This window comes from Xanthomonas sp. 10-10, assembly GCF_040182365.1.
GTDB lineage: Bacteria > Pseudomonadota > Gammaproteobacteria > Xanthomonadales > Xanthomonadaceae > Xanthomonas > Xanthomonas arboricola_F.
The window spans coordinates 3,731,709-3,749,960 of the sequence record NZ_CP144460.1 but is presented as its reverse complement, the minus strand read 5'-3'; the positions used below and the strand labels follow the sequence as shown (position 1 = coordinate 3,749,960).

General features: G+C 67.0%; 12 protein-coding genes and 1 other RNA gene. 7 read left to right on the top strand and 6 right to left on the bottom strand.

Annotated elements, in window-relative coordinates:
- Positions 1 to 5 precede the first annotated feature (5 nt).
- Entirely contained in the window at positions 6 to 2,384 is a 2,379-nt protein-coding gene (locus tag VZ068_RS15745) for a TonB-dependent receptor (RefSeq protein WP_349655816.1), read from the bottom strand.
- 181 nt (positions 2,385 to 2,565) lie between these two features.
- Between VZ068_RS15745 and VZ068_RS15740 the strand changes: the two genes are divergently transcribed.
- Both VZ068_RS15740 and VZ068_RS15735 read left to right on the top strand, forming a co-directional pair.
- On the top strand, positions 2,566 to 4,485 hold the full coding sequence (locus VZ068_RS15740; protein ID WP_259152282.1) for an ABC-F family ATP-binding cassette domain-containing protein: 1,920 nt from the start codon (positions 2,566 to 2,568) through the stop codon (positions 4,483 to 4,485).
- 50 nt (positions 4,486 to 4,535) lie between these two features.
- Positions 4,536 to 5,036, top strand: a complete 501-nt coding sequence (locus VZ068_RS15735; protein ID WP_349655815.1) for a YcxB family protein — start codon at positions 4,536 to 4,538, stop codon at positions 5,034 to 5,036.
- An 18-nt stretch (positions 5,037 to 5,054) separates the two neighbouring features.
- Here the strand turns inward: VZ068_RS15735 and ampR are convergent, their stop codons facing one another.
- The gene (gene ampR, locus VZ068_RS15730) at positions 5,055 to 5,930 is read right to left on the bottom strand and encodes a LysR family transcriptional regulator AmpR (RefSeq protein WP_259152280.1); all 876 of its coding nucleotides are present in this window, start codon (positions 5,928 to 5,930) and stop codon (positions 5,055 to 5,057) included.
- A 100-nt stretch (positions 5,931 to 6,030) separates the two neighbouring features.
- Here ampR and bla point away from each other — a divergent pair, with 100 nt between their 5' ends.
- The 3 genes from bla (at position 6,031) to VZ068_RS15715 (ending at position 8,326) form a co-directional block, all read left to right on the top strand.
- Positions 6,031 to 6,954 (top strand): class A beta-lactamase, encoded by a 924-nt coding sequence (bla, locus tag VZ068_RS15725; protein WP_349655814.1) that lies wholly within the window; start codon positions 6,031 to 6,033, stop codon positions 6,952 to 6,954.
- A 145-nt stretch (positions 6,955 to 7,099) separates the two neighbouring features.
- The gene (locus VZ068_RS15720) at positions 7,100 to 8,071 is read left to right on the top strand and encodes an alpha/beta hydrolase (RefSeq protein ID WP_349655813.1); all 972 of its coding nucleotides are present in this window, start codon (positions 7,100 to 7,102) and stop codon (positions 8,069 to 8,071) included.
- A 179-nt stretch (positions 8,072 to 8,250) separates the two neighbouring features.
- Positions 8,251 to 8,326: non-coding RNA, sX9 sRNA (locus tag VZ068_RS15715), on the top strand.
- A 4-nt stretch (positions 8,327 to 8,330) separates the two neighbouring features.
- Here VZ068_RS15715 and VZ068_RS15710 read toward each other — a convergent pair.
- The 4 genes from VZ068_RS15710 to VZ068_RS15695 all read right to left on the bottom strand — a co-directional run bounded on the left by VZ068_RS15710 (position 8,331) and on the right by VZ068_RS15695 (position 16,734).
- Positions 8,331 to 10,478, bottom strand: coding sequence for a phospholipase C, phosphocholine-specific (locus VZ068_RS15710; protein ID WP_349655812.1), 2,148 nt, complete (start codon positions 10,476 to 10,478; stop codon positions 8,331 to 8,333).
- 76 nt (positions 10,479 to 10,554) lie between these two features.
- The gene (locus VZ068_RS15705) at positions 10,555 to 12,966 is read right to left on the bottom strand and encodes a TonB-dependent receptor (protein WP_349655811.1); all 2,412 of its coding nucleotides are present in this window, start codon (positions 12,964 to 12,966) and stop codon (positions 10,555 to 10,557) included.
- A 172-nt stretch (positions 12,967 to 13,138) separates the two neighbouring features.
- On the bottom strand, positions 13,139 to 15,433 hold the full coding sequence (gene ggpS, locus VZ068_RS15700; protein WP_349655810.1) for a glucosylglycerol-phosphate synthase: 2,295 nt from the start codon (positions 15,431 to 15,433) through the stop codon (positions 13,139 to 13,141).
- Between the two features lie 59 nt (positions 15,434 to 15,492).
- Complete coding sequence (locus VZ068_RS15695) at positions 15,493 to 16,734, bottom strand: MFS transporter (RefSeq protein ID WP_259152275.1); 1,242 nt, start codon at positions 16,732 to 16,734, stop codon at positions 15,493 to 15,495.
- Between the two features lie 159 nt (positions 16,735 to 16,893).
- Here VZ068_RS15695 and VZ068_RS15690 point away from each other — a divergent pair, with 159 nt between their 5' ends.
- Positions 16,894 to 17,196, top strand: coding sequence for a zinc ribbon domain-containing protein (locus tag VZ068_RS15690; protein ID WP_349655809.1), 303 nt, complete (start codon positions 16,894 to 16,896; stop codon positions 17,194 to 17,196).
- Positions 17,197 to 17,483: 287 nt separating this feature from the next.
- Positions 17,484 to 17,834 carry a hypothetical protein gene (locus tag VZ068_RS15685; protein ID WP_349655808.1) on the top strand — a complete coding sequence of 117 codons (351 nt, stop codon included), beginning with the start codon at positions 17,484 to 17,486 and terminating at the stop codon, positions 17,832 to 17,834.
- The last annotated feature ends 418 nt before the right edge of the window (positions 17,835 to 18,252 follow it).

Here is an 18,252-nt window from a genome sequence, read left to right as displayed (position 1 = left end):
TGCATTTACCAACGGTAGTTGATACGACCATAGACATAGGCACCATTGAAGCCGAACGGCGACAGATTGCTGTACGGAAACTGGCCACTGGTGGAGTTGGCGAAGTTGTTTTCGTCCGGGTACTCGTCCAGCAGGTTGTCCGCGCCCAGCGTCAGCGTCCAACGGTCCACCTTGTAGCTGGCCGATGCATCCACCACCCACTTGGCGCCGAAGGTCTGGTCGTTGATCGCCGCCGCCGGGCGCGTGCTGTACTTGCCATAGCGCGTGGCGCCCAGCGCAAGCGTCCAGTGATCGGAATTCCAGCTGCCGTTGATCAGGAACTTGTCGCGCGGGAAGCCTTCTTCGATGCGGCCGCGTTCGGTGCGGTCGATGCGCTCCAGGCTCAGCCCGTTGGCCGACAGCGCCGCCGGGTTGGCCGCCACGCTGCGCACTTCGGTTTCCGAATAGTTGTAGCCGGCGGTCAGGTCCACGCTGCTGGCGGCGAGCTGCCAGCGATAGCTGCCGACCACGTCCACGCCGCGCGTGCGCGTATCCACCGCATTGGTGAAGTAGCGCCCGCCGTTGATGCCGAAGATGCCCTGTGCTTCCAGCAGGCTGCGCACGCCGGTGCCGGTAAGGTTGGACGACAGTACGATGCGGTCGTCCACGTCGATCTGGTAGGCATCGATGGTGAGGTAGAGCGCATCGGTCGGCTGCAGCACCAGGCCCAGGCTGTAGGACAGCGAGGTTTCCGCATCCAGCGGTTCGGCACCGAAGGCGCGCGCCACGTTGCTGTCGGCCGGGAAGGTGCGGATCTCGAACGGGTTTGGATTGCCGGCCAGGAAGGTGGTGCTGGTGGACTGGAAATACTGCTGCGCCAGCGACGGCGCACGGAAGCCCGAGGCTACCGTGCCACGCAGCGCGATCTTGTCGGTGAACGCATAGCGGCCGGACAACTTGCCCGAAGCCTGGCTGCCGAAGTCGTCATAGTCTTCGTAACGGCCGGCCAGGCCGGCGGAGAACTTGTCGGTGAAGTCGGCTTCCAGGTCGGCGTACAGCGCGTAGCTGTTGCGCGAATACTGGCCCGATACGCTTGGGGCGAATCCGCCGTAGCCCTGCGCGCCGCCGGCCAGCGTGCCGGCCTGGAAGTAGGAGCCCACTTCGCCCGGCGACTGGTTCCACTTCTCGTTGCGGTATTCGGCGCCGAAGGCCACCGTCACCGGATATGCCAGGCCCCAGTCGAAGCCGCGCTTGACGTCCAGGTTGACGATGTTCTGCGTGGTTTCCAGCGCGCCGTCGTAGAAGGAGGTCGGCGAGGTCGGGCCCAGGCTGACGTTGAGCGTGTTGCGGGTGTGGAAATCGATCTTGTTGTAGCCGTAGTTGTAGCTGGCATCCCAGTCCCAGCCGCTGGCGGTGGAGCCGCGCACGCCGGCCACCAGCGAGCGGTCCTTGGCATAGCTCTGGATCTCCGGCAAAAAGCCCTGCGGGTAGATCGACAGGAGGTTCTGGCTGCTGCCCGGCGCGCGGAAGAATGCGAACGAGGTGATGTCGCGGTTGCTGGCGGTGGCGAACGCGTAGCCGGTGATGCTGTCGCTGAACTGGTATTCGGTGTTGAGCGAGGCGGCCTGCGCGTTGACGTCGGGGTCGCCGATCTTGAACGCCTTCTGGCCGACGGCCGGCTGCGAGGCGCTGGGCGCGCCGGCATAGCCGCGTGCACGGTCGGTCGGGTCCTGCTGGTTGAGCTGGGCGGCCACATGCAGCCAGCCGCGGTCGCCGCCATAGGCCACGCCGGTGTCGCCGGACAGCTCGTAGTTGCTGCCGTCGCCGGCCGAGTACTGGCCGAAGCCGGCCTGCAGGCTGCCGCCCTTTTCCGCGCCCTTGAGCACGATGTTGACCACGCCGGCGATGGCGTCGGAGCCGTACTGCGCCGAGGCGCCGTCGCGCAGCACTTCCACCCGCGCGATCGCCGCCACCGGGATGGTGTTCAGATCCACCGCTGCCGCGCCACGGCCGATGGTGCCGTTGAGGTTGAGCAGCGAGGAGGTGTGGCGGCGCTTGCCGTTGACCAGCACCAGCACCTGGTCCGGCGACAGGCCGCGCAGCTGCGCCGGGCGGATCGCGCTGGTGCCATCGCTCAGCGCCGGGCGCGGGAAGTTCAGCGACGGCAGCGCGCGGGCCAGGGCGGTGGCCAGTTCCGGGGTGCCGGTAGCCTGCAGCGACTCGGCGCTGATGATGTCGATCGGCGACTGCGATTCGGCCACGGTGCGGTCGGCCACGCGGGTGCCGGTGACGATCACCGTATCCAGGGTATTGGCGGTGGCAGGCGCCGCATCCTGCGCCAGGGCGGGAGAGGCAAGCAGTGCAGCGACCACGGCGGTCGCAAGCGAAGACAGGGGGATGTTCATGACAACTCCGAAAACGGCAGCCCGAGCGGGGCCAGCTAGACTGGGCGGGTGGCGATCACGGCCGTGCGAAGCGCACGTGTCGTCCAACCTGAAGGCGCTAATTATTCGTTAACGCTAGAATGGCGTCGCAGGAATGCTGCTCATCTGCTCATTCCTTTTCGTTCTATCGGACTGTCCATCAATGATTTCCCTGCGCAACTTCTCCATGCGACGCGGCGAGCGTCTGCTGTTGTCCAACGTCGACCTGACCATGCATGCCGGCTACCGCGTTGGCGTGGTGGGTCGCAACGGTACCGGTAAGTCCAGCCTGTTCGCCGCGGTGAAGGGCGAGCTGGAAGCCGACAAGGGCGACGTGGATCTACCCGGCAAGGTGCGCACCGCCAGCGTCTCGCAGGAAACCCCGTCGCTGCCCGATCCGGCGCTGTCGTTCGTGCTCGGCGGCGACATCGAGGTCTCGGCGATCCTGCAGGAAGAGGCCGCGGCCACCGCGCGCGAGGACTGGGAAGCGGTCGCCAACGCGCACCAGAAGATGGCCGAACTCGGCGCCTACGACGCCGAGGCGCGTGCCGGCAAGCTGCTGCACGGCCTGGGCTTCCCGGCCGACACCCATCACCGCGCGGTGTCCTCGTTCTCCGGCGGCTGGCGGGTGCGCCTGAACCTGGCGCGCGCGCTGATGATGCCCAGCGACCTGCTGCTGCTGGACGAACCGACCAACCATTTGGACATGGATGCGGTGCTGTGGCTGGAGCAGTGGTTGCTCAAGTACCCGGGCACCTTGCTGCTGATTTCGCACGACCGCGAGTTCCTGGACAACGTGGCCACGCATACGCTGCATCTGCACGGCGGCACCGCCAAGCTGTATGTCGGCGGCTATACCGATTTCGAGCGCCAGCGCATCGAGCACCTGCGCCAGCAGCAGATCGCCCACGACAAGGAACAGGCCGAGCGCGCGCATCTGCAGAGCTTCATCGACCGCTTCAAGGCGCAGGCCAGCAAGGCTACCCAGGCACAGAGCCGCATGAAGCGCCTGGCCAAGATGGCCGGCACCGAGGCAGTGCGCGCCGAGCGCGAGTTCCGCATCCAGTTCGCCCAGCCCAATCGGCTGCCGTTTTCGCTGATCCGGCTGAATCATCTACAGGCCGGCTATCCGGCTCCGACCTCCCTTCCCCCGCGTGCGGGGGAAGGGGCCCGAAGGGCGGATGGGGGCGACGCTGCCACGGTCATCCTGCACGATGTCGGTTTCGGCCTGGAAGCAGGCGACCGCATCGGGTTGTTGGGTCCCAATGGCGCGGGTAAGTCCACGCTGGTGAAGACGTTGGTAGGCGAGCTGGCGCCGCTGTCTGGCGAGCGCAGTGCGCATCCGGACCTGCGGATCGGCTATTTCGCCCAGCACACGGTGGAATCGTTGCACGAGGGCCAGTCGCCGATGGACCACTTCCGCGATCTGTCGCCGGACGGTTCCAATCAGGCGTTCCGCGATTTCCTCGGTAAATGGAATTTCGCCGGCGACCGCGCCTTCGAAGTGGTGGACGGCTTCTCCGGTGGCGAGCGCGCGCGCCTGGCATTGGCGTTGATCGCCTGGCAGCAGCCGAACGTGCTGCTGCTCGACGAACCCACCAATCACCTGGACCTGGAAATGCGCGAGGCGCTGGCCGAGGCGCTGAGCGACTTCGAAGGCGCCATCGTGATGGTTTCGCACGATCGCCATCTGATCGGCCTGGTCTGCGACAGTTTCTGGCGCGTCGCCGATGGCGTGGTCGAGCCGTTCGATGGCGATCTGGACGAATACGCCGCCTGGTTGCGCAGCCGCCCGGCCGCGCAGGGCACCAAGCAGAAGATGGCCGAAGTGGCACCGACCCCGCCACCGCCGACCAAGCCGCTGCCGCCGAAAAAGGCCGTCAACCCGCACAAGCTGGCCAGCGCCGAAAAGCGCGTCGGCGAACTGGAAGCCGCGCTGGCAGAGCTCGACCGCCAGCTGGCCAACCCGGGGAACTATGCCGACACCGACAAGATGGCGGTGCTGGGCCGCGACCGCGAGGCGACGGCGCAGCAGCTGGCTGCAGCGGAAGCTGCGTGGATGGAGTTGATCGACGGCGCGTAACGCGCAGGCGTTACGATGCGCGTCGGGCCGAGCACAAGGAGGTAGCGAACATGATCAGCGCCACCATCAGTCTGGAAGACCATCTGGCCGCGCAGCGCCTGCATGCGCGGTACACGGCCAAGGTCTTGATCGTGATCCTGGTGGTCCTGCTCCTGATCGGGGCGGGCATGCTGCAACTGATCGGGGCCGGCGAAATCATCGGCCCGATGCTGATCGGCGCCGGGGGCGGCGGCTTGATCGGCCTGGCGGTGCTGCACCTCTGGGGCTTGCCACGAAAGATCAAACGCCTGCACGCCCAGCAGGCCGCGCTGCGGCATACCTACACCTTCGCATGGGACGACACCGGGCTGGAAATCACCTGGGCGGACGGGCGACTGCGCCGGCCCTGGTCCGATTACATCCGCTACCGCGAGAACGAGCGGGTGCTGCTGCTGTATCACAACGACCGCTTGTTCGAGCTGTTCGCCCCGCACTGGTTCGCCGATCAGGCGCACTACGAGGCGTTTCGCCGCGTGGCGGTGCAGGGGATCGCGGCGTCCGCGCGCCGCTGAGCGCAGCAACGCGCTCGTTTAGCCGGAGCGCTGTTGCTCCGCTACCAGCCAGTCGCGCAGTCGCGCATCGGCATCGCCTTCCGGGCGCGAGCGCAGCCGGGTGAGCCAATAGCGTCCGGCATCGATCTGTATCGGGAAGGGGCACACCAGCCGCCCTGCGTCGAGATCCTGGCGAAACATCGGCAACGGCAACAACGCCACGCCGGCACCGGCCGCCGCCGCGCTGGCCAGCGTCAACGACGAATCGAACATCGTCCCGCGCGCGGCAACCTCGGCCACGCCTGCCGCGCGAAACCATTGCGGCCATTCGTCCAGGCGGTAGGAGCGCAATAACGGCAGCTGCGCCAGATCGGCCGGCGTGCGCAGGCCGCGCGCCATGCTGGGCGCGCACACCGGCGCAAACGGCGCCTCCATCAGCGCATGCGCGATCTGGCCCTGCCAGTCGCCATCGCCGAACCGGATCGCCAGATCCAGCCCTTCGCCGGCCAGATCGACCCGGTTGTTGTGGGTGGACAGGCGCAATTCGATATCCGGATGCGCGGCATGAAAGGCCGGCAATCGCGGCAGCAGCCAGCCGGTGGCGAAGGTGCCCACCACGCCGACGTTGAGCACCTCGCGATAGCGCCCGTCGGCAAAGCGCTCCAGGGTGGCGGCGATGCGGTCGAAGGCCTCGCCCAGCACTGGCGCCAACGCCGCGCCCTCGTCGGTCAGTGCCACGCCGCGTGGCAGACGGTGGAACAGGCTGGTGCCCAGCTGTTGCTCCAGCGCCTTGATCTGGTGGCTGAGCGCGGCCTGGCTCACGCACAGCTCGTTCGCCGCCCGGGTCAGATTTTGATGGCGCGCGGCCGCTTCGAAAGCGCGCAGGGCATTGAGCGGGAGGCGGGGGCGGGGCATCGTGAGAGATTAGTTCAATTCATGCCTGTGATCGAAACATCGCGATGGTCGGTTGCGCCGTGCGCATCGATACTGCGGGCTCCCTCAAGGAGGCAAACACATGTTGAATCGGCGAGAGTTCCTGTACGCAAGCGGCGCGGGCATGCTGTTTGCGGCGTCCAGACCCGCACTGGCGCTCAGTCCGGCGGTGAATATAGACGACATGCTGCGGGCACAATGGGCGGACATCGAACGTGGTACCGGTGGTCGCCTGGGCATCAGCCTGCTCGGCAGCGCCCCCGGCTGGCGCCTCGGGCAGCGCGAGAACGAGCGCTTTCCGATGTGCAGCACCTTCAAATTTGTATTGGCTGCCGCGGTATTGCAGCAAGTGGACCGGGGCAAGCTGTCGTTGGCGCAACCGGTCAACATCCGTGCCTCGGACATGCTGTCGCATGCGCCGGTCACCGAGCGCCATGTCGGTGGCGCGCTGAGTGTCGGCGAACTGTGCCGGGCCACGATGATCTACAGCGACAACCCTGCCGCCAACCTGTTGTTCCCGCTGGTCGGCGGCCCGCCCGGCGTGACCGCCTTCCTGCGCAGCATCGGCGATGCCAAGACCCGCAGTGACCGCTACGAGCCGGAGATGAACGGGTTCGCCCCTGGCGAGCCGCGCGACACCACCACCCCGGTGGCCATGGCGTCGACGCTGCGTACGCTGCTGCTTGGCGATGCCCTGCAGCCTGCCTCGCGCACGCAGCTGACCGACTGGATGATCGACAACCGCACCGGCGACGACTGCCTGCGTGCGGGGCTCACGGCCGACTGGAAGATCGGCGACAAGACCGGTAGCAACGGCACCGATACCCGCAACGACATCGCCATCCTCTGGCCGCCGAAGGGCCGGCCGCCACTGCTGCTGACGACGTACTTGAACGGTGCCAAGGTCGACGATGCTGCACGCGATGCGGCGTTGAAGGCGGTGGCGCAGGCAGTGGCGCAGGCAGTGGCTGCCTGGTATCCGACACGCGCATCGCGCGCCAGCTAGCGTCGTTCGCGGTCTCTCGCCTGCCGCAGGCCCGATGTCGCTCACGCTTGGAGGCAGGCGAGAACAAGACCGATCAAGCGGCTACGCGGCGCACGGCCGCCGCATGCCTCCCACCGCAGTTCTGTCGATCCCTTTGGAGCACGCCATGCGCTGGTTCTGCTGTTGTACGTTTGCGATTGCCTTGGGCCTGTGCGTGCACGATGCGCAGGCGCGCGTCTGGGAACCCACGCCGGGTCACGTGCAGGTGCCGATCTGGCCCGGCGCGGTGCCGAATGCAGTGCCGCATCCGGCCCCGGAATCGGCCGGCCCCGGTCCGGGCAAACCGTGGTGGCCGGCCATCCACGACGTCAGCCAGCCGACCATGACGGTGTACCCGGCGCAAGGGCACAACACCGGCGCCGCGGTGGTGGTGTTTCCCGGCGGCGGCTACCAGATGCTGGCGATGGACCTGGAGGGCACGGAGATCTGCGACTGGTTGACTGCGCGCGGCATCACCTGCGTGTTGCTGAAGTACCGCGTGCCCAACTCCGGGCCGACCTGGGTCGATGGTCATCGCTACTACCCCAAGGTGCAGACCGCACTGCAGGACGCGCAGCGCACGTTGGGCCTGGTGCGCCAGCAGGCCGCGACCTGGGGCGTGGACCCGCATAAGATCGGGGTGATGGGCTTTTCCGCCGGTGGGCACCTGGTGGCCGCGGCCGGCACGCATTTCCCCCAACGCACCTATCCGTTTGTGGATGCCGCCGATCGCGTGAACTGTCGCCCGGATTTCGCTATCGCCGTGTATCCGGGCCATCTGTGGGCGCACGAAGACGAAGACCGTGCCACACGCGATTCAACCCATCTGTCGCTGCGGCCGGACATCACCGTCACCGCGCAAACGCCGCCGACCTTTTTGCTGCAGGCCGAGGACGATAAGGTGGATGGCGTCAGTCAATCGCTGGCCTACTATGTGGCGCTCAAGCAAGCCGGCGTACCGGTAGAAATGCATTTATATGCCGAAGGTGGGCATGCATTCGGTCTGCGCGCCGGCGCACTGCCGATCGCGCAATGGCCGCATCTGGTGGAGACCTGGTTAGGGACGATCGGCATGCTGGACGCAGCCGGCGCGCGTTGAATACGACCGTGCGCAAGCCTGCGGATCACGCGCATGCTGATCACGCAGCAAGCTGCGCTCGAGGCGGCGCTCGCCTGCGACCTGTTGTTTCTCGCCGTACGTGTATTTGCGAGGCTTAGAGCAGCTACCAAACCTACTCCGCTCACCGCCAGGCGGGCGCGGCCGGTGCTCGGTGCGGCATGTACCGCACGTACATTCCGGTGCCTCCGCGCCATCCGCACCCACCTGACGACCGCTCGCTGCGTTCTGTTAGCCGCTCTTAGCCAAGCTCGCCGATCACCACCGGTTCGTCCTGCTGCAGTCGCGCCGGCCCACCCATGGCGGGATCGCTGACGCTGTCGGCGCCGGTTTCGATACGACCAGCCATGCGCTGGGCCGCGCCGTCGTGGTGCACCCACAGGTCGTACCAGCCGCCGGTTCCTGCCGCTTTCCAACGGCGCTGCTCGGTCGCACCGGGCGCAATGCTGAGGCGCTCGTGCGGCTGCGCGGCTGCATAGGCACCCGGTTTTAGCTCCGCCTGCACGGCAGCGCCGCCGCCATTGTGCAGCGATAGCAACACGGATGTGGCGTCGTTCGGATCTTGTGCGATCTCAGCCACCAGTAACGGGGCGCTCAGGTCGCCACGGTAGTGACGATGGAATCCGTTGGGGCCGACCAGCCACAGATCGTAACGGCCGTCGTAGGTGGTCCAGTCGCCGTCCAGTGTGGCGCCGTTGCCCACCGTGTAGCGGCGCGGGATCGCCGCCAGGTCGTAGCGGTCGTAGACATGCAGCACCGCCGCCGCGCCGCTGTTGGTCATGCGTAGCCGCACCTCGCCACGCTCGGGCACATGCGCCAGTTGCACGCTCGGGCGGTACGGCACGGCGCGCGAACGGCGCACGCCGAACGGTTGCGCGGGCGGCTGTAAGGTGGCGGGCAGCGGCGGCAGCGTGTGCTCCCGCAAGGCTGCTGCACGCGTTGCCGCATCGCCCACATCGGGCAACGCGGCGACGAATGGGCGTGCATCGGCGTTGCGGAAGTCAAACGCATTGGTCAGGTCGCCACACACTGCACGCCGCCATGGCGTGATCTCCGGCGCGGGCACGCCAAACCGGCGTTCCAGCAGGCGCAACACCGAGGTGTGGTCGTACACCTGCGAATCCACCCAGCCGCCACGGCTCCACGGCGAAACCACATACAGCGGCACGCGCGGACCAAGGCCGTAGGGACGGCCGCGCAGTTCGGGCAGATCCACTTTCTGCTCGCCCGGTGCCGGGTGGCGATGGTAATCGTCGTCGGTGGGGATGCTGGAGGCGCCGGCAAACCCGCCAGCGGCGCGCGGGTCCGGCGATGGCGGAGCCGGCGGCGGCATGTGGTCGAAAAAGCCATCGTTCTCGTCGAACATCAGCAGCAATGCAGTGCGGCTCCATACCTTTGGATCGGCGGTCAGCGCATCCAGCACGCGTGCGGTGTAGGCCGCGCCCTGCGCAGGGCTGGAGGGATCCGGATGTTCGCTGCCGGCCGCATCGGCGATGACGAAACTTACCGATGGCAGCCGACCGGCTATCACGTCCGCGCGCAGTTGCTCAACGCCCCGCGTGCTGATGCCACGCGCGCGTAACTGCGCATCGTGGCCAGGCGCATTGCGATAGGCCTGCCGAAACGCTTCGAACCCGGCCAGCGGGTTGTCGGTGAAGTTGTCGGCCATGTCCTGATAGATCTGCCAGAACACGCCTGCGCGCTGCAGCTGTTCGACATAGGTGGTCCAGCGATACGGCTCGGCAAAGCCGCCCAGTTCCGGAAAGTTGTCGTGCGAGTTGCCGATCACCGGCCCGCCATTGCGCGCCTGCGGATCGTTGCCGCCGGTCCACAGGAACACGCGATTGGAGTTGGTGCCGGTCTGGATCGAGGCGTGGTACGCATCGCAGAGGGTGAACGCATCGGCGAGCGCGTACTGGAAGGGAATATCCGCGCGTCCGTAGTAGCCCAGCGCATGATTGTGTTTGGCCGCCGCCCAGTGCCCGAGCCGGCCCTGGTCCCAGGCCTGCTGTGCATCGGGCCAGCTATGCGGCGTGCCCTTGACGCGCATGAAGCCGAATTGCGCGGCGGTATCCAGCGCAAACGGGGTGAGCCACTGCATGCCGTCTTCGCTGGGCTGCAGCCACACCGTGCGCGAGGGCGCGCCCGGCAGCGGCGGGGCCGGAATCGGAAAGCGATCGCCGAACCCGCGCACGCCGGGCAGCGCACCGAAGTAATGATCGAACGCGCGGTTTTCCTGCATCAGGATCACCACATGCTGCAGATCCTCCAGCGTACCGCTGCGCCGGTCCGGTGCGATGGCTGCGGCACGCGCGATGCTGGGCGAGAGTGCGGCCGCGCCGCTGGTGAGGCCGGCTTGCAGCAAACGGCGGCGGGGCAGGTCGATCATGGGTGCTCGCATCGCATCGAAAGGGATGCCCGCACCGGTGTGCGCTGCGGGCTTCGCATAGCATGGCAGGTCGCCGTTACAGATCCAGCGTCAGCGTCAGCCCCAACGTGCGCGGTGCGGCGATGAACGCGCTATCGCTGCCGTCCACCCCTTCCAGATACCGCTTGTCGGTGAGGTTGCTGACATTGAGCGCCAGCTGCAGGCCCTTGAGCTGCGACGACAGTTGCGACAGCTCCACGCCCAGATTGGCGTTGAAGGTGGTCACGCCATCGAGCGCGGCGCGGTTGGATGCATCCAGATAACGCTTGCCCAGATAACGACCGGACACACCGAAGCGCCAGGCCTGCCCGCGCCAGTCGGCCGAGACCACCAGGGTGTTGCGCGGCTGGCCGATCACCTGCGCGCCGGGAGTGATGTCCAGGGCGGTGTCGCGTGCGGCATCGCCGCTGCCCAGGTAATCGGCCTTGTTGTAGGTGTAGGCGCCATTGATGCGCCAGCCATTGTCCCAACCGTAGCCCAGCGCCGCCTCCACGCCGCGTGCATGCACGCCGCCGAAGTTTTCGTACACGCCGTCGGTCTCGCCCAGATAGTCGATGCCGCTGACGAAGTTGGCAGGCACATACACGATGCGGTTGTCGAAGCGGATGTCGTACAAGGTCACGCTGCCGGTCAATGGCCAGCGGCTGATGCGCAGGCCGAGCTCGACGTTGTCGGCGGTCTCCGGTTGCACGCGGCTGAGTGCGACCGGGTCGGTTTCGCCCAGGACGCCGGAGGGAATCGCCGCGAAGTTCTGCGAATACCCGGCAAAGGCTTCCAGGCCCTGCACCGGGGTGGTCCAGGTCAGGCCGGCCGAGAGCAGCGGGTCCGAGTGCGAATCCGATTCCACATGCTGCGCATCGCCGATGCGGCGGTCGCGGGTCTGGTCGACGAAGAACTGCTTGACGCCCACGCGCCAGGCGAATGCGCCGTAGCGCATCACATCCTCGACGTAATACATCTGCTCGTCGGTCTGGTAGTCGTCCTTGAACTGCAGCCAGTACGGCTGATGATCGAAGCCGATGTTGGTGCCGACGTTGAGCAGGCGATGCCAATCGCGGGTGACGCTGCGGTCATAGCGCTCCAGCCATGCGCCGGCGCGCACGGTATTGTCGATGGCGCCGAGATCGGCGCGCCATTCCACATCTGCCATCGCGCCGGCGCGGTGGTTGTCGTAGTGGCTATGGCGATACGACTGCACCGGTACCGAGCCTGCCGGATAGCAGGCCGGATTGGATTCGGCCGGCACCGCATCGCTGCCGGTGCAGCCGGCCAGCATGGTCGCGGCCGCGCCGCCGGGCGTGAGGTAATACAGCTTGCCCAAGTCGCTGCCGGCATACACGGTGTTGCCGCCACGCGCTTCGGATTCCGCTGCGCCGGCGCCATCGTTGCTGACATCCACCAGATACGGCGGGATCCAGTCGCCACGGCCCTGCATGCGGTGCGCATAGCCGGTCAGCGTGGTCTTGAACCCATTGCCGCCATCGAAGGCGCCGCGCAGATAGCCGAAAGTGTTCTTGCGCAGCGCGCGCGAGCCTGAGCGATAGTTCTGGTCCAGATACGGAATGCCGGTGAGCGTGCCGGTCAGCAGATCGTGTTCCGGATCGCGCGCGAACTGCTCCGGCGTCACGCTGGTGTATTCGGATTCGTCGGCATCGTCGTAGGACGCATAGCCGCTGAGCGTCCACTTGTTCAACGCACTGACGAACTTGCCGGCCAGATGATCGCGGCTGGTGTGGCCGCTACCGTCGATCCAGTCATCGTTGCGCGCCGACGAGCCGCTGACCCAGGCGCGCGTGTTGCCGCCGAGCAGGCCGGTGTCGTAGCGCGCGTAGTACTTGCGCGCCTGGTTGTCGCCGATGCCGCCGATCACGCGCACGCGCTGCTCTTCCAGCGGCTCGCCGGTGAGGTAGTTCAGGGTGCCGCCCAACGCTTCGTTCGAGCGCGAGGCGATATCGGCGGTGCCCTGGCTCACTTCCACCGTTTCCAGATCCGGCATGTCGATGAAACGATTGGCCTTGGAGCCGCCGCCATAGGCCGAGCCACCGTTGGGCACGCCATCGACGGTGGTGCCGATCTGCTGGGTATCGCGGTTGCTGACAAATCCACGCATGCTGATCTGCGTGCCCCAATCCGACGAGCCGAACGCATCGGCTTCGGTCACGACGACGCCCGGGAGTTCGTTGAGCGCGTCGTTGACGCTGCCTAGCACGAACTGGCGGTCGAGCATTTCCTTGCTCACGGTCGTCTTGGAGTACGTCATCGCCTGGCCGACCACCTGCACCTGACCCAGCGTGGAGACCTGTGCATCTTGGCCATTGCCGTCGGCAACCGGCGCCGAGGGCGCTGCGCCGTCTGGTCTCTGCTGCGCGTAGGCGGGCAGGGCGATCGGAATCAGCAGCAGGACCAGCGTGGCCGGGCGCCGCGCGCGCGAGCAGGACAACGAATTCATTGCGATCCATGGGCAGGATGAAGAGCGCCCAGCCTGCCGCGCTTGCGTTGCGTGATCATGACCGCGCCGTCGATGGGCCAGCGTCACGCTTGTCCTAAAGTACACAAACGCCCGGAGAGCCCAGGCGTTTGCGTGTGACTACGCGTATTGCCGAACGCGTAACGGCGCGTGGCTAGTCGACCGGCTCGGCCACTGCGCTGGCTGCTGCCACGGGCAGGCGCGCATGCGCGCCACGGCTGCGTGCCACCGCCGCCAGGAAGTCGCGTCCCCAGTGATCGATGGTGTAGTACTCCACGCTGTCGTACAGCTGGCGCAGGCGCCCGGCCGCCTCGTCGTCGGGCATCGAGAGCCCCTGCAACAGGCCGGCCGCCAGATCGGCTGGGTCGTGCGGGTTGGTCAGCACCGCGCCTTTGAGTTCTGCCGCAGCACCGGCAAATTCGCTCAGCACCAGCACGCCGCTGCCGCCTTCGATGCCTTGCACCGCGACGAATTCCTTGGCCACCAGGTTCAGCCCATCGCGTAGCGGAGTGATCCACATCAGCTGCGCCGCGGCGTAATGCGCCACTACCTGCTCGAATGGCAGCGCCTGGGCGAAGAAGCGCACCGGGGTCCAGTCCAGCCGCGAGAACCGTCCGTTGATGCGGCCCACCGCCTGCTCGATCTGCGTCTGCAAGGTGCGATAAACCGTCATCTCGCGTGCGGCCGGCACGCACACCATCAGCAAGGTAACCTTGCCAAGCAGCTGTGGCTGGCTGTCGAGCAGGCGCTCGAACGCTTCCAGCTTTGCCAGCGTGCCCTTGGTGTAATCCAGCCGCTCCACCGACAACACCAGCTTGCGCGCACCGATCTCGCGGCGCAGCTTGAAGACATCGTTGCGCACGTCCGGTTTGCCCAGCGCCGCGCGGATGCGGCGCAGGTCGGTGCCCACCGGATGCGCGCCCAGCGCGACATCGCGATCTGCCACGCGCAGGCAGGTCGTCATGGTGTCCAGGCCCACCGCACAGCCGTAGGTCAGAAAGCGCGGCGCGCAGCTTTCCTGCGCCAGGCGCTCCACCGGCATCACCCCACGCACCACGTCGACGAAGTTCTCCACCTGCCGTGGAATATGGAAGCCGATGTAGTCGCAGCACATCAGGCTGCCGATGATCTCGCGTCGCCACGGGACCACGTTGAACACGTCGGCCGACGGGAAGTAGGTGTGATGGAAGAAGGCGATCTTCAGATCCGGGCGCAACTCCCGCAGGTACGCCGGCACCATCCACAGGTTGTAGTCGTGGATCCACACCGTGGCGCCCTGCGCGGCCTCGGCCGAAGTGGCTTGCGCAAACTTGCGGTTGACGCCGAGAAACACCTGCCAGTCGTCCTCGCGGAAGCGCGCGCGTTCCCAGAACGCATGCAGCATCGGCCAGAACGCTTCCTTGGAAAAGCGCTTGTAGAAGATATCCACCTCGTTCTTGCTCAGCGGCACGCGCGCGGCGGTGAGGGTGGGGTAGCGCTGCGCATCCACTTCGGTATGGGTCTGGAAGGGCCTGCGCTTGGGGTCGTCCACGCTCCAGGCCACCCACGATCCGCGTTGGCCGCCTTGGAAGAAGCTCAGCAGCGAGGGAATGATGCCGTTGGGCGAGCGCGGCGCGCGGCGTACCAGCTCGCCGTGTTCGACCACTTCGTCATACGGCAGCCGGTGGTAGACCATCACCAGGTCCGCGCCGCCCTTGCGCGGGACCTGCGCTGCCGGCACATGCGGGTCGTCGTCGGCAAGCAGGCCGAAGTGCGCAATCGCCTCCAGGATGCCGCCACAGCCGGGCGCAGTGGCGTGATAGGTGGCGTCCAGGTGGGCGGTTGCCTGCGTCAACGCCGCTTCCGAGTCTCCCACGCAGACGCCGCGAAAACCGGCCAGATACATGGACAGGTCGTTGAGGGTGTCGCCGGCCACCAGGATGCGCTGGCGCGGCAGGTCCAGCTGGCGCGCCAGTGCGCCCAGGGTGCGGCCCTTGTCGGTGTCCGGCGGCAGGATGTCCAGATAGCGGTCAGCCGAATACAGCACATCGCAGCCCAGCGCGCGTGCGGCCTGCTCGATCTGCGCGCGCAGCGGCGCCAGCGTGGCCGGGTCGCAGAAATACGAACAGCGGCGTTCCTGCGGCACGTCCTGGCGCTGCAGCTGCGGGAATGCGCGCATCGCCTGCGCCACCACCTGCTCGCCGGGCCAATGCGCGTCGATCATCGATTGCAGGGGCTGCAGCGGTTGCAGCGTGTGCCCGTCCACCACGGTGGCGCCGACGTCGCACACCACATAGTCGGGTCGGGGAATGGTGGGGTCGGTGAGCAGGGGCATCACCGCTTCGAGTCCGCGCCCGGTGATGAAGATCAGGCGGATCTCGGGATGCTGGTCGACCAGGCGATACAACTGGTGACGGTGTTCGGCGGAGCCGGCCAGGAAGGTGCCGTCCAGGTCGGTGGCCAGGATCACGGCCGGATCCGGGCGGGGGTGGGTCAGGGATGAGGTGTTCGAGAGTCGTGTTTGATCGATCAATGTGCTTCCTTTTGGGGAGGGGAGGGTGAATCGGTTTCCGGCATCAGTTCCAGCGCCGAGGGGGTGGTGCGCAGCATCGGACGGAATGCAATGGGGTGGGTGCGCAGGCGCTCGAAGCGCAGCAGGCGCGCCAGCGTGAAGCCGGCCAGCGCCAGCAACATCACCGCGAAATAGACCGGCAACGCAGCCGGGCCGAACTTCTGCATGGCTCCGCCCGCCAGCGCCGGGCCGATCGCCGCGCCCACGCCGTGTACCAGCAGCAGGCTGCTACAGCCGGACAGCAACTCCTCGCGCGGCAGGTAATCGAGCATGTGCGCCACTGCGAACGGATACAGCGAAAACGCCAGTCCGCCATACACGAAGAACAGCAGGAACAGCACCTGCGTCTGCGCCTGCACCATCGGCAGCGCGGCGGCGATGGCGATGCCGGCGGCCAGCACACTGACCGCGACCAGGCCGATGCGACGGTCGTGGCCATCGCTGATGCGCCCGATCGGCCACTGCAGTACCGCACCGCCCACGATGGCAGTGAGCATGAACATCGCCACGCCGTCGGCATCCAGCCCGATGCGGTTGGCGTACACCGGCAGCAGGCCCCAGAACGCGCCCATCGCAAGGCCGGAAAGGCCGGCGCCAATCGTCGCCACCGGCGCCAGCGCATACAGCGTCACCAGCCGCAGCCGCGACACGTGCGGTACCTCCGGCGGAATCAGCCGCGTGGTCACCACCGGCATCACCGCCGCGCAGATCAGGATCGCGGTGAGCGTGAACATCGCTGGCGCCGTGGCATCGCCGGCGCTGAGCAACACCTGGCCCAGGGCCAATGCCGACAGGTTGATCGCCATGTAGACCGAAAACACCCGGCTGCGGCGGCGCGCGTCCGGCTCGGCGTTGAGCCAGCTTTCGATCACCGTGTACAGGCCGACCAGCGCAGCGCCGGTGACGAGCCGCAGCAGGCCCCAGCCCCACGGGTTGAGCCAGATCGGATGCAGCAGCACCGCGATCGCGGCCAGTGCGGCGTAAAACGCGAACGCGCGGATGTGCCCGATCCGGCGGATCAGCGGCGGTGCGAAGAATGTGCCCAGAAAGAAGCCGGCGAAGTAGCCGGACATGATCAACCCCAATGCGCGTGCATCGAAGCCGGCTTGGCCACCGCGTACGGCGAGCAGGGTGCCCAGCAGCCCGCTGCCGGTCAGCAGCAAGGCCACGCCGAGCAACAGCGCAGTCAACCGCAACACGTATGCGGCCCTCGTGGGGAGAAAGGCGCGTCGGTCACGTTTGCAATTGTACCAGCTTGATTGCAGTGGCCTGTTTCACCCGATGGCGCGCAATGCTGCGCGCCGGCGTGGAACTGGCTCTAGAATCTGCGCCCTCGCGTTCCTTCCTTTTGATGTGCCATGCCTATCTATGCCTTCCAGTGCACCGCCTGCGATCACCAGTTCGATCGGCTGCTGAAAATGTCCGACCCGGTGCCGGAGAGCTGCCCCGCCTGCAGCGCCAACGCCATCAAGCGCCAGGTCACCGCACCGTCGTTCCGGTTGTCGGGCAACGGTTGGTACGAGACCGATTTCAAGTCGGCCGGAGAAAAGAAAAAGAACCTCACCGAAACCAGCAGCAGCGGCGACGCCAAGCCCGCGGCCGCCAGTGACGGCAAGCCGGCCGCACCAGCCGCGGCCAAGCCGGCATCCGACAAGGCGTGAGCACCGCCAGGCCTGGCCGTGTCGCCAGCCTGGAATTGCGTCGCTGGCCGTAGCTAAAGATCGCTGCGTTTAGCGGCTGCGCCACCGCGACGGAGTTCCTGCGCGCCACGCGGGCGCGCCGCCGATCGCTTTCCGGCCGCGCTCGCCGCCTCCTGCGGGCAGGTCTTCGCCGGTTGCGTGCTGTTCGATGCGCCCGCATCGGCAATGCCTGGTCTGTTTGCTGGCAAGACATTGATGATGCATGCGCGGTAACGAGGGGCCGGTGCGCGCATTGCGGGCGCCCTTCCATGTGGGCGACAACCAGGCGCGCACATGGCGGCTGCCCCGTCCGCCGGCTTGCGCGGCTCAGGCACGACCATCGGCATGCCGACGGCAACGCGGATGCACTGTCCAGCTACGGTGGCGACAGCACGGGTGCAAGCAGCGCCAGCCGTCAGGAATTTCCGGTGGATGCCGACTCGATTGCAGTGTGCAAGCGATCGGGTGGCGTGGCCTCGTCGAAGAACGCCTTGACCATCGAGGTCGAGCCAGGCCGGCGCGTGGCGTACGAGCTCAGTCGTCCGGATGGGCGGCTGTTTCGGGTGGCATTCGATCTCACCCGGCCGGTCGCAATGCCGCCCGCGCCGTGGGGCGGCTGAGCACTGCGCGCCGGGCGCCCGCTGCGATGATCGGGTTTCCACCCCGTGACACCAGCGGCCCGTTCGCTGGATGCGGCGCCACGCAGTGTGAGAAAGACTGGCTGCGGCAGTCGCCGGTCCGGCCCGTGGCCCCATGGCTGGGGCTGGGCAGAGAGTGAGCACGGCATGTGCCCCAACCTATCTGGCGGAGACTCAGACGATGCCTTTCCAGCGTCGGGCGCCGCGAATCGACAGCAGTCCAGGTTGCGCCAGATGACCGGTAGCTGGCGATCGTCGGCGCAGCTGCGCGCCGGTTTCGTCGCGGCCTTGTGCATCTGTCCGGCCGCGTGACCGGGCAGATGTCCGTAGTGCGGCAATGCGGCGCTGAGTGTCTGTGCATGGCAGCGCGCCTGGAGCCCGGCGACAGCGCGGCCAGGCG